The following is a 12,148-nucleotide window of genomic DNA, read 5'->3' on the forward strand; positions in this document are numbered from 1 at the left end:
TGATAAAATGTGTGTGAAAGGGTGATGAGCTTGAAGCGGATATTGCACATGACAGGCATTTTTTTGATTGCAGCGGCCGTCATTTTGTCCGGATTCATTATCAGCGATGTCGCTTATGATCCGTTTATGGAGGATTCGCAGTCGATGCTTTTCTTTACGATCGGCACATACCTCTCCACTCCGTTTTTTTGCTTCATCGGCGGATTCATTTTGCTAGGCATCGGCAAATTGATCGACTTGCAGGAGAAGCACAATGCCATAGTAACCGAGCGGCTCAACATCATTTGCCAAAACGGCACAGCGGGCGAACATGCACGCGAGGAAAACGAGACCGCCCAACTTACCGCCCGCACGGTTGAAACAGATTCATTCACTCTTCCTGCAGATGAGGACCGAAAATATTGGAACGGCTGAAAAACGGCTTTCTTGAGAAAGCTGTTTTTTGTTTTGTCAGTCGACAAGTTTGTTTCGGTGGGCGTAGACTGCGGCTTGTGTCCGGTCGTCGACTTCAAGCTTGGAAAGGATGTTTGTCACATGCGTTTTAACTGTTTTAATGGTGATAAATAATTCTTCGGCAATATCTTTGTTCGTTTTGCCTTCTGCTACATGCTTGAGAATTTCCAATTCTCTCGCTGTCAGCGATTGATGAAGGGGCTGTTCGCCGGCTGAATGTCTCAGCTTGGACAACACTTTTCCTGCGACTTTGGCTTCAAGCTTTGGTTCTCCAACGCTCGCAGCCCTGATCGCATCGGCGATTTCACTCGCTTTCGACGTTTTCAGCAAATAGCTGAGCGCTCCGGCTTCGATGACCGGATAGACCTTGTCATCATCAATGAAGCTCGTCAGAACGATAATTTTCGGATCGGCAAGCTGCCGGCAAATTTCTTTCGTGGCCTCAATTCCGTCCATCCCTTCCATCACAAGATCCATCAAAATCACGTCGGGTTTGGTTTCAAGTGCCAATTCAACGCCGCGCTTCCCGTCTGATGCTTCTCCAATCACTTCAATATCAGGCTGGGATTCCAGGAAAGCGGCCAGCCCCATTCTCACCATTTCATGATCATCAATTAACAATACTCGAATCACCTTTTAAGCCTCTCCTTTTTGTTGTTCAAAAATCGGAACCTTTACATCAACCTGTGTTCCTTTTCCCGTAAATGAAATGATTTCGGCCACTCCGCCGACTTCACTGGCCCTTTCCTTGATCGAGTTCAGCCCGTATGAAGATGTTTTGACGGCGTCCATCATAAATCCTTCACCGTTGTCAATGACTTTCAACTGGAGCTGCTTGTTCCTGAGCAGCAGTCTGACGGTGACTTTTGTCGCTTTTGAATGCCGGAACACGTTTGAGAGCGCTTCTTGAACGATCCTGAACAGGTGGTCTTCCACACCTTTCGGAAGTTTGCCTGCATCCTCGATCTCCCAATCGATGTCGATCGACTGTTTCGCTTTAAATTCTTTCAAAAGATCTGCAAGCCCTTCTTTTAAACCTTTCCCTTCAAGGGTAACAGGTCGTAAATGCAAAAGCAGCGCCCTCATTTCATTCTGGGCGTCGGCCGCCATTTTTTCGACCATTTTCAGCCTTTGAGCGAGCTTTTCGTCAGCGGCAGCATCGATCCCCTCCAATACCGCCGAAGTCATCATGGAAATCGCAAACAGCTGCTGGCTCACCGCATCATGCAATTCGCGCGCAAGACGCTGCCGCTCTTCAGAGATCACCGATTTTTTCATTTGATCCTGCCATTCCGCTCTCTCGTTGGACAGCTTTTGCAAAGAGGCGACCTGTCTTTCGATCCGTTTGGCCATCTCATTGAGCTGGTCGGCGGCCAGTCCGATCTCATCGTCTCCAAGCGACGGAATCCGGTAGGCAAAGTTGCCGTTTTCGTACTTTAGAATGGATTCGATCAGCTTTTCAAGCCGTTTTTTCAGCTGATTGCCGAACATATAACCTGAGCCGAATCCGACAGCTGCGCTGATCAATGCGAGAAGCGCGATAAAAGGAATCCCGAACCACCTGGAAACGATAAGCACCCTCGGATCCAGCTGGTAGTAAAACAGCATAAAGCCCAATACAGCAAGAAAAATCGTAAAGCTGACACCTAGGGATAAGCGGACGGCGCGCCATTGAATGTTTGCAAGCCTGTTCGTTCTCATATGAACCGCACATCCACATCGCCGATAAACAGCGAAATCGAAATTTTGACCCGTCGTGCCGACTGCTCGTAATTCTCTGTCTCGGTATAGATTTGATTGCCGATGCCGCTTTTTCGGCCGCCGATAACGTCAATGTCTCCAATGAACGCAGAGGAGCTGATGGACACTTCAAGGTCGGACGGGATGTAAATATCGACATCTCCGATCAACCCCGTGATGACGATGGTGTTTTCTCCCTCTGAAATAATCGCTTTTGACAAATCGATTTTCACGTCACCGATAAACCCGGAGATATTCAAGTCATTTAAGTCAAAAGGTGTTTTCATCAATTTTACATCACCGAAAAAAAAGCTGCGCTGTCCCGGGCTGTTCTTCTCCTGAAGCGGCTTGGAATCCGTCTTTTCCTTCTCCCTGCCTTTCGGCTTATGGCGATCAAATACCGGCTGATTTGTCACCAGCCGGTACCCCGCATAAATTAAGAATGCGGCAAAGAAGAAGCCGAACAGGCTGAATGTAATGCTGAAGATGTCCTTCAGCAGCAGAAAGCCCGCAAAGATATACATGACAGACCCGAGCCAGCGGCGGGAATATTTATGGAGAAAATAACCGGCAAAAAGAAAAGCGAGCGGCCAGAATAACGCGTCTCCAAGCCCGCTGTTTTGCAAAAATATGCTGATTCCGAAGAGTACGATGATCAGTCCGATCAGCTGGTTTTTAGTAAGTCGCATGCTGACTCGAGCCCCCTTTCTTTTTGTTGATTACTCAATTGAGACATTCCCGCTCGTGATGGAGATGTCGATTTTATTTTTTCCATTTCCTTTTTTTCCAGTCAGTGTCCGCTTTTCATTGGCAACTTGATCAAATGAATAGGAATGACTGATATTTCCGCTTGTCGACTCGGCTTTAAGACTGATGTCGGCATCATCGGGAAGTTTAAGCTTGGTGTTTCCGGATGTTTGTTTGATGCTCAGAGGATCATTGATCTCTGTAAAAGAAGCGCGCAAATTGCCTGAAGTCTGTTTGATGCTCAGTCTGCCGGTGACATTTTCAAGTTTTGTATGACCGGATGTGGAGCGGATGTCGCCTTCTGTGGTTTGAACGTTTTCCAGCCTGACCGACCCCGAGGTCCCTTTTACAGAAAGGTCTACCGCCTGAAGATCATCGGCCTTGAGGCTGCCGCTTCCCGACTTCAAGGCTACATTTCGCAAATGCAGACCGCCGCCGGACAGTTTGACATTTCCGCTTCCCGAAGAAATCGCCAGATCTTCTTTATATTCAGAAGGAATCTTGACAATCAGCTCTTTTTTACTCCAGAAAAACGGCCAAAAGCCCTTCGAATCAGCGGAAAGCCGGAGTGTACGCCCCTGTTCAGACGAATCAAGCCGGACGTTTTTTCCCGAAATCTCAGCTTTTATATCATCGCGGTTTTCAGCTTGAATGTTGACTGTTATGCTCTTTGCATCAATGTCAATTTTATCGATGTCTTTTCCCTGTGCATGATATGTGCGGGCTGACTCGTCATCGAAGCCGAAGAATGAAAAGCCTTCGCGCCCATTCAACATCATCCCGGCAAGGATAAGAATGCCGGCGATAATCAGCAGTTTTCCAACCGTTTTTTTCATTTGGATTACCCTTTCGGCTAGTAAGTGTATGCTCCTTATTATAAGGAAAATGATCTATGAAAGAAATCAAAAATTGCATAAGGGGCCTATGAGAGCCCCTATTCGTTTACGCATTTCCCGCAGGCGTCTGCTTTTCCAAGCCTGTCTTTTTAGCCCTCATTTTTTCCAGCTCTTCTTCTACCTCTTTTGCATATTCAAGGCGGCCGAATGGGCTGCTTGATGAAGCGGATAATTCAGCATAGCTGTTCGCCTTTGTTTCCATCTCTTCAATGCGGTTTTCCATTCTCATAAATTCCCGGTAGGCGCTTTCGCTGTCGATTTTATTAAATGATGCATTCATATGTTCTTTCGCTTTTACCGCGTTTGCCCTGGCGATCAGCGCATGCTTGCGGTCTTTGACATCGCGCAGTTTAATTTCGAGTGTCTCAAGCTGTTCCTTTAATTCGGCAAGCTGCTTTTTCGCGTGCTGGTGAGCGTCCTTATATTCGGCAGCTTTTTCTTCAAAATACTTCATTTCTGAGAGCGCCTTTTTAGCAAGTTCTTCTTCACCCGCATCAAAAGCGAGCTGAGCCTGGTTTCTTCGCTTGACAGCAAGCTTTTCGGCTTCTTCCACTTTTCCTTTAAAACTATGTTCAATTGTCTGCTGCTTGACAATGGTATGCTTCGCCTTAGCGATATCACTTTCCATGTCGCGTACGTATTGATTCAGCATCACCCGGGGGTTCTCAAGTTTATCCAATCCTTCATTTACTGATGCGACAAACATGTCTCTGATTCTTTTTAAAGCCATGATCTCGTCCTCCTAAAATATTATTTATTCTTTTTCAAAAAGTCTTCCCACTCTGCATCAAAGCCTGTGTCATATGAAGCTGCAGAAGGCTCCGTTTTCTCTGAATAAAGGATGTCATTCTGTTTGTCATCCTGCTTCATCATTTTCCATCCGAAATAAACCATCGCTGCAGCAACCGCGATGCCGATCAGAAACGGCAATGACCCTCCCAAAAACATGATGCCGAAGATCGCGGCCAGTACCGCGGCAAACTGGCGCCCTTCCTTCCATTTTTTCACGGAATAGAATAGAAGCAATGCTCCAATAGCACCTGTAACCAATCCGCCGAAATGGCCTCCGCCGAAAAACAGGGAGACGCCAAAAAGGATTAGAAAAAAGCCGATGATGGACTTTCCATTTATATTCATATTTGCTCCTCCTTTCTCGTTCATGTCTTTACTATAGTCAATTTCAGGCTTCGACAAAACGAGTCACAGATTGATTTTGCAGTACGACCCTAGTCGTACGGCAAATCGGACCCGCTCGCATAAAAAGACCGCTCATCTCAGCCAGAGAGCGGTCTTTCTGCACGTTGCCTTGCTATGATTCAACTTTAGGATTCCAGCCGTCCAATACGTTTTCAATTGTCCATTTCTCAGCCTCATGATCGGCAAGCTGCTTTCGATCCTCATGTGATATCGCACCAGGACCCGTATTCTCGTATTCATACAATCTGGCATCGGCTGCCGAAAAGCCCGACATATCCGTCCATCCTTCAGGCTTGATGTGTGCGCCTAAATCGCAGCGGTGATATAGTACACTGGCGATGGCGTCGGGGTCTCCTCCCGGATGCCAAGGGCGCCCGAGGTATACCGTTCCATCTGCGGCATCGCTTGTCAGTCTGCAGTTTGTCATCAATAAACCGAACGGCTTTGCGATATGCGTGCTCGCAGCTGTTACATAACCGTTATTGGTAGCGGACCCGCGGTCAGCGCTATGGATCTGGCACTCTTCAAACACTGCTCTTGCTCCTCCGAAAATGAAATCGACATCGCCTTCTATATAGCATTGATAAAAATATTGTGTACCGTCATTGACAAACAGTGTATCTTGTCTGCCTATAAACCTGACATGTTTGAACGTCATCCTGTTTCCTTTCGCATAAACCGCCACCGCTTGTGTATCGGTCGTATCGACTTTCGTGCGGTCGAACGAGTTTTCAAACGTCAGATTTTCAGCTTCAACATGATCCGCATAAATAAACACGCTTGAACTTCCGGTGGTGCCGTATTTCCCTCCTCCTTCCTTTTCTTTTCCGGCATAGTTGTCATACGTAATCACAGTCTCGTAACGATCTTCGCCGATCAGCTTCACAAACGGCTTTGTAGCCGGAATATGAACGACTTCTTTGTAAACTCCTTTTTTAATGAATATCACTTTCTGTTCCCGACTGTACTCAGGCAAAGCATCGATCGCCTCTTGAATGGTTTGAAATTCGCCGTCTCCATCCTTCGAAACCGTCAGCCTTATAGCAGCTGCCTCCCGATTAACCACTTGAACACTCCCTCTCTTTGAAAACGCTTACTTAAAGGTTTACGACAAAAAGCCGTTTTCCCCTGCCGGAAAACGGCTTGATTTGATCAATCGGCCCATTTCTGTTCGATAACGATTGGCGGATTTCTCATTCATGAGTTTTTCTTTGTCCGGAATACATCAGCGCTTCGTTCATATTCGACATCCACTTCCCCGAGCCGGTGATTGACAATGCGCGCCGCCGCAAATAAATAATCGGACAGCCGGTTGACGTATGGCAGCGCAAGCGGCGGAATGTCTTCTTCTTTGGCCAAAGCGACAATCTTTCGTTCAGCTCTTCTGATGACCGTTCTCGCCGCATGCAAAAATGATGCCGCTTCTGTTCCGCCCGGAAGAATAAACTTGGTCAGCCGCGGCGCTTCCTCGACATAGGCATCAATTCGTTCTTCAAGCATGGTGATTGATTCAGTCTTGAGCTTGCCTTCTTCCTGAACATTGACATACGCCAAATCAGTGCCGCAGTCGAACAGCTCATGCTGGATGGCGGTCAACTCTGACAGAACATCTTGAAACAGCGCTTCTTCTGCTTTTAAATAAGACTGAGCCAGCCCGATGAAACTGTTTGCTTCATCCAATGTGCCGTACGCTTCCACTCTAAGATGATCTTTATCCGCCTTTCCGCCAATTAAACTCGTTTTTCCCTTATCGCCTGTTTTTGTGTATAGTTTCATTTCATTCTCCCTTCTTTATTACTTGTTTCTATAGTATACCCTGTTTCTAACGGCTGCAGGAATTGTTCCATTATGAAACAAAAAAACGAATAGCAATTATCGAAATAAAGTTTTGTTGAATAAAGAAACACTCAATTTTATAATAGACATGAAAACGGTTTTATTCAAAGACAGGTGGGATGAGGATGGAATTGAATCAGCAAACGGCGATTATTACCGGTGCAAGCCGCGGCATCGGCAAAGCTGTTGCAGAGACGCTTGCGGATAAAGGGGCAAATGTCGTCATCAACGGGACAAACGAAGAATTGCTCAAGTCCCTGTGCACACAATTGAATACTGAGAGAAAGCGCGCTTCTTATGTTGCAGGTGATGCCAGTTTGCCAGAAACAGCCTCGCTTCTCATAGCTGAAGCAAAACAGCAGTTTGGGCGGATCGATATTTTGGTCAACAATGCGGGCATTAATTTGCGGAAAACAACCATTGATACATCGCTTGAAGAGTGGAAAAGAGTGATAGATTTAAATTTAACCGGCACCTTTCTCATGTGTCAGGCTGTCATCCCGGAGATGATCACGCAGGGCGGCGGAAAAATTGTAAACATGAGCTCAACGACGAGCAAAACACCGCATCACAATGCCTCTCCTGCTTACGGTGCATCGAAAGCAGGCATCAACTATTTAACGATGCATTTGGCAAAGGAGCTCGCTGCACACCGCATTTATGTCAACGCCGTCTGCCCGGGACCGATTGAAACGGATATGAGCAAGCAGTGGAGCGAGGAGTATCGCACAGCTGTCATTGAGCGGATTCCGCTGAAAATGATCGGCTCACCCGAGCATGTCGCAAACGTTGTCGCCTTCCTGGCCTCTGATCAATCTGATTTTATAACGGGCGAAACCATTAATATTAACGGCGGCACCTACATGAACTAAAAAGAAGAGCCTCCTTAACTGGAAGGCTCTTCTTTTATATATATGCCGCTCAAGCGTACCGGACGGACAGCACGATTGCCTGTCTCACTGCTTCTTCTAAACTCGCAGGATCAGCTTTGCCGGTTCCCTCATTATCCAAAGGCTGTTCCATGGTCAACACTCGTACGGATCATCGGCAGGCCGACTGTAATGCTCACACCGGCTTTAAGGCCAAGCGGACCGTGTCCTGGATCGTCATACATCGCCACCACTATATCAAAGTCGCCTCTCACTACTCTGAAGAAAAGCGTGCCAGCGGGCAGCGGACCGAATGCCTGCGGTCAACGCCAGGAACAATTTTCTCTTCTCCTTCTCCATGTCCAAACAAACCATTCTCACTGCCATGGGGGGTCATGCCGCATACGGAGATTTTCGGCTGCGGAATGCCTGCGCGAATGAGCGTGTCATACGCCAATTGAATTGTCGTGTACACCCGTTTCACATCACGAGGGAGTCCCTTCAAACGATTGGGACAGCCTCTCGAACTTAAATCATAAATGATATACCCTTCATTTCATCAAGTGCTGCGCGCTCAAACGGCTTTATTCTTGACCGGCAAAGGCCCACGTTTGCGGAACACGTACATATTTAATCGCCTGACGGTAGTACGTAAAGGCAATATGCAGATCACCGTCTTTCCCCTGCTTGATCGACGGATAGGAAAATTCGCGGTTGAGCTTGTCTTTTGAGTTGTTCGTCATCGCATAACCATCGCCGACTTCGATGTTTCTTTTGACAGGCCATGTGATGCCGCCGTCCTGTGAAAGGGCCAATGTCATCGGCGCCCTCGGAGCTCCCCAAAAGGCAGGCCGCGCTTCTGTGTCAACACCTGTTTTTGTATCATCCTCCTCCTCAATTTCATCGTATAAAGATGCTCTTCTTTCGGTCGTTTCATTCGCATTCATATGATTGTATACGAGAGCAAGCGTCCCATCTTGAAGCGCTGTAAATTGAATGGAGGAGTTGTTGTTCGGCAGCTCCGTCGGCTCAGGCTCTGACCAGGTGCGGCCGTTATCAATAGAGCGGCTCGAATAAATCGAGTCTGCAAAACGGCTTCTAAACAGCGCAAGCAATGTGCCGTCGCGCAGTTTTTCAATATTCATATGAACACAGCCGGTACTGCCCGGCACCTTCACTTCCTCCCACGTCTTGCCTTTATCAGACGAAATTTTCACCGCGCTGATGTCACGGTTTCCAGTCCATTTCACGCCCGGCAAGGTGATGCAGTAAAAGACAGGCAGCAGCCAATCGCCGTTATCCAGAACAATGAGCGGCTGGCGGATAAAAGTCCCGGCTTCGGTAAACAACGTGTCAATCTTACTCCATGTCCGGCCTCTATCGTCTGAAGTCCGGTATCTGACAATCGCTGTATCCTGATTGCCGGAAAGCTGTGCCGTATACATAAGCCAAAGCCGGCCGTCAGGCTCTTGAAAAAGCACAGGATTTTGTTCGGAGCGGGAAGGATCATCTGACAGCTTTTCTGCCTGTGTCCACTCATCGCTTCCTCTTTCAAGCCTTGACATGTAAATCGATATATCAGGAATGCCTTCCTGCGTTCCCCCAAACCAGACGCACAACAGATCACCATTATCCAGCTCCAGCAGGTTGGCTGCATGGTTTTGCGGGCAGTCTGTCGGCAAAAACGCATCCTTTCTGGCCGAGTCAGTTTTATTTTCTCTGATGCGCCCATCTATCGGCAGGGAAGTTTCACTTTGTTTCATCACAATTCCTCCTCCACATTTGACTCTTTTTTCGCAGGCGAGCTGATCAGACGGTCTAATACGAGCACAATAAACGGGACAATGATGGCGATGTACATGTTATCGATGCCAAACGGATTGTCCAGTAAATACCATACCGTCGTCGTAATACCTGAAAGCGTCAGACCAATTGTTGCTCCGCGGTTTGAATTGAAATATGGCAAATAAAAGCCCATCGCCGCCACAACGGCAATTGATGTCCGAAGCGCCCTCGTAAAGAAAGAAAGCGTTAACAATTCAGGCGCCAGCGCAACGCCGAGCAGCGGAATAAAACCGATGATAATCGAAACATATCTCGTGATTTTCATGCGCTGTTCCGGTGTCGGGTTTGCTTTCGGCACATAAAAATCATCAATGATCAGCGTCGTTGTCGCCAGCGCAACCGTCGAAACGCCGACGAAAATAGACGCCACAAGGGATGTCGCCACAACCGCGCTCAGCACAGGATTCATGTGCTGCATAAACACCGGGAATGCGTAAATTGGATCAATATCCGGGTACAAATACCGTGCAGCAACGCCGATGACTCCAATGGCAATCGCAAGCGGCAGACAAAGCAGCGCTGCATACAGCGTCGACTTCTTTGCATCTTTCTCACTTTTCGATGATGTAATAGCCTGTATAATAAACTGAGTCGCGAAAATCGCCCCCATGTTGCCGATAAACCAGGCGCCGATTGTCCCCCATCCGATGCTGCCGTCCCAAGTGAAGAAATGCTCCGGCAACTGCTGCGTCATCGGCTCCCAGCCTTTTGTCAAATAGAGGGCAACCCCTAAAGTGATCAGAACCCCAGCATATTTAACAAGAGAATGCAAAATCGTCACCCAGGCAACGCCCTTCATTCCGCCAAACGTAAAATAAAAGGTGCTGACAATCGCTGTAATGATCGCACACGTCATCAGCGGCAAACCTAAAATAGACGAAATTGCCGCCGATCCGCTTAAATAGTTTCCAAGATTCACAAGTAAAAGGGCTACAATCATAATGATAGAAACGACTAGCTTGGTCGAACGGCCAAACTTTTCACTAATAATGCCGGAGATCGTATATTGGCCTGTTTTATAAAATTTCCCGGCTAAGAAGTAGGAAAAAATAAAAAATGCAATCGAGACCGTTACAATCGACCATGAAGCCGCTAAACCATGTGTATAAGCTGATTCAGCGGTCCCAATTGTCGATTTGGTGCCGATGAATTCACTCATCAGCAGAATGCCGACAACAATCGCCGGCAGCGTTTTGGCAGCATTGTTGAATTCCGAACTTGATTTACTGCGAAACCGCATCGTCAGCCACGTCGTAAAAAGAATGTAAACCACAATCACTGCCAAAATAAACGTTATGATCGAACCGCTTAAGACATCCACCCAAACTCCCCCTTTGTTTGTGAGCCATTTACAGGCTCATGGTGAAAACCATGTACAGATCCCGGTACCTACATATCCAGCAATTTCAAATAGACGGCTTCAATCTCCGCAATGGACATCGGCTTTGGATTGTTATCCATGAGCCGTTTGACGTCGGCTGCCGCCTCTGCAAGCGATGGAACATCCTCTTTTGATACCCCGAATGTCTTTAAATTTTGCGGAATGTTCAAATCAGCGGTCCACTCTTCAATTTTCCGTATGACCCGCTCTGCTTGACTTGCCTTCGAACCCTTTGGTTCAATTCCAATCACGCCAGCCACATCCGAAAGACGGTCAATCACATGATCCGCATTGAATGCCGTTACATGCGGAAGCAGCATTGAATTGGCCACCCCGTGCGAAATTTTGTATTTTCCCCCGAGCGGGTAAGCCATCGCATGAACCGCCGCTGTTCCTGCGCTTGTCAAGGCCATTCCGCCATACATGGCGCCAATGAGCATTTTTTCTCTCGCTTCCAGATTATCTCCATGATGGTAGGCCTCCTGAATACTGGAGGAAATCAGTCTCATAGATTCAAGCGCAAACATGTCGCTGAATGGGTTTGCTTTGTTGGAAATATAGGATTCGAGCGCGTGTGTAAATGCATCCATTCCGGTTGCAGCTGTGATCGCTTTTGGAAGACCGGTCGTCAAAACCGGATCTAAAATCACAACCGACGGCAGCAGATAGGGACTGACCATACCAATCTTTAATTCTTTCTCCGGGAACGTCACAATCGCATTCGGCGTCACCTCTGACCCTGTTCCGGATGTTGTCGGAATCAGCACAAGCGGAACGCCGGGCTTTTCAACAAGATTCGTGCCAATCAAAGCAGAAATCGGTTTTTTCCATTTGTTTTCAGAACAGAGAGGATTTTAGCCGCATCTAGCACACTGCCTCCGCCAATTCCTAGAATCGCGTCATGGCCTCCTTCAGAAAAAAGCTGAAAAACCTCTTCGATATTTTGTTCCGTCGGCTCCGGCTGTATATCGGTGTTAATTTCACTTGAGATGCCTTTTTCGGCCAGCACCTCTTTCATTTGGTCTGCATAGCCGAGAGAAACGATCGACGGCTGAGTTAAAATAAACACCGAACGAATCTGATTCAAGCCGGTCTGATCTAAGTGATCGCCAAGCAAATTGAGTGAATGTGCACCAGCCTCAATTCGGGCGGCCGTTTGAAAATGATAAAGCGTCTTCATAACC

At 47.4% G+C, this 12,148-nt stretch carries 12 protein-coding genes and 2 pseudogenes; 2 read left to right on the forward strand and 12 right to left on the reverse strand.

Translation table 11 applies throughout. The annotated features are described in order from the left end of the window. Positions 1-30: 30 nt before the first annotated feature. Positions 31-414, forward strand: coding sequence for a hypothetical protein (locus tag MHB72_RS18195; protein ID WP_216919559.1), 384 nt, complete (start codon positions 31-33; stop codon positions 412-414). A 36-nt stretch (positions 415-450) separates the two neighbouring features. On the opposite strand, the gene MHB72_RS18200 is transcribed toward MHB72_RS18195, so the two are convergent. The 8 genes from MHB72_RS18200 to MHB72_RS18235 form a co-directional block, all read right to left on the reverse strand. Beyond that, positions 451-1,086 carry a response regulator gene (locus tag MHB72_RS18200; RefSeq protein WP_130569245.1) on the reverse strand — a complete coding sequence of 212 codons (636 nt, stop codon included), beginning with the start codon at positions 1,084-1,086 and terminating at the stop codon, positions 451-453. A 3-nt stretch (positions 1,087-1,089) separates the two neighbouring features. Then, positions 1,090-2,154: a two-component system sensor histidine kinase LiaS gene (liaS, locus tag MHB72_RS18205; RefSeq protein WP_095292302.1), complete on the reverse strand. Its 1,065-nt coding sequence runs from the start codon at positions 2,152-2,154 to the stop codon at positions 1,090-1,092. Then, positions 2,151-2,882: a cell wall-active antibiotics response protein LiaF gene (gene liaF, locus MHB72_RS18210; RefSeq protein WP_130569246.1), complete on the reverse strand. Its 732-nt coding sequence runs from the start codon at positions 2,880-2,882 to the stop codon at positions 2,151-2,153. Before liaF ends, liaS begins: the two co-directional genes overlap by 4 nt. Positions 2,883-2,912: 30 nt before the next feature. Further along, on the reverse strand, positions 2,913-3,776 hold the full coding sequence (gene liaG, locus MHB72_RS18215; protein ID WP_101561490.1) for a LiaG family protein: 864 nt from the start codon (positions 3,774-3,776) through the stop codon (positions 2,913-2,915). Between the two features lie 106 nt (positions 3,777-3,882). Continuing rightward, positions 3,883-4,566, reverse strand: coding sequence for a stress responsive protein LiaH (gene liaH, locus MHB72_RS18220; RefSeq protein WP_023856235.1), 684 nt, complete (start codon positions 4,564-4,566; stop codon positions 3,883-3,885). A 20-nt stretch (positions 4,567-4,586) separates the two neighbouring features. After that, positions 4,587-4,973 carry a protein liaI gene (locus MHB72_RS18225; protein ID WP_023856236.1) on the reverse strand — a complete coding sequence of 129 codons (387 nt, stop codon included), beginning with the start codon at positions 4,971-4,973 and terminating at the stop codon, positions 4,587-4,589. Positions 4,974-5,145: 172 nt separating this feature from the next. Continuing rightward, on the reverse strand, positions 5,146-6,099 hold the full coding sequence (locus MHB72_RS18230; protein ID WP_216919557.1) for a pectinesterase family protein: 954 nt from the start codon (positions 6,097-6,099) through the stop codon (positions 5,146-5,148). Between the two features lie 131 nt (positions 6,100-6,230). Further along, positions 6,231-6,809: a cob(I)yrinic acid a,c-diamide adenosyltransferase gene (locus MHB72_RS18235; RefSeq protein ID WP_101561488.1), complete on the reverse strand. Its 579-nt coding sequence runs from the start codon at positions 6,807-6,809 to the stop codon at positions 6,231-6,233. A 185-nt stretch (positions 6,810-6,994) separates the two neighbouring features. Between MHB72_RS18235 and MHB72_RS18240 the strand changes: the two genes are divergently transcribed. Further along, the gene (locus tag MHB72_RS18240) at positions 6,995-7,741 is read left to right on the forward strand and encodes an SDR family NAD(P)-dependent oxidoreductase (RefSeq protein WP_025809859.1); all 747 of its coding nucleotides are present in this window, start codon (positions 6,995-6,997) and stop codon (positions 7,739-7,741) included. A 49-nt stretch (positions 7,742-7,790) separates the two neighbouring features. Here MHB72_RS18240 and MHB72_RS18245 read toward each other — a convergent pair. The 4 genes and pseudogenes from MHB72_RS18245 to MHB72_RS18260 all read right to left on the reverse strand — a co-directional run. Continuing rightward, a pseudogene (locus MHB72_RS18245) lies at positions 7,791-8,219 on the reverse strand (4-hydroxythreonine-4-phosphate dehydrogenase PdxA); the annotation flags it as partial. 103 nt (positions 8,220-8,322) lie between these two features. After that, positions 8,323-9,501 (reverse strand): sialidase family protein, encoded by a 1,179-nt coding sequence (locus tag MHB72_RS18250; RefSeq protein ID WP_216919555.1) that lies wholly within the window; start codon positions 9,499-9,501, stop codon positions 8,323-8,325. Then, positions 9,501-10,904 carry a sodium:solute symporter family protein gene (locus MHB72_RS18255; protein ID WP_025809865.1) on the reverse strand — a complete coding sequence of 468 codons (1,404 nt, stop codon included), beginning with the start codon at positions 10,902-10,904 and terminating at the stop codon, positions 9,501-9,503. Before MHB72_RS18255 ends, MHB72_RS18250 begins: the two co-directional genes overlap by 1 nt. 68 nt (positions 10,905-10,972) lie before the next feature. After that, a pseudogene (locus MHB72_RS18260) lies at positions 10,973-12,144 on the reverse strand (iron-containing alcohol dehydrogenase). Between the last annotated feature and the right edge of the window lie 4 nt (positions 12,145-12,148).

Source organism: Bacillus sp. FSL K6-1284 (genome assembly GCF_038002625.1).
Lineage (GTDB): Bacteria > Bacillota > Bacilli > Bacillales > Bacillaceae > Bacillus > Bacillus paralicheniformis.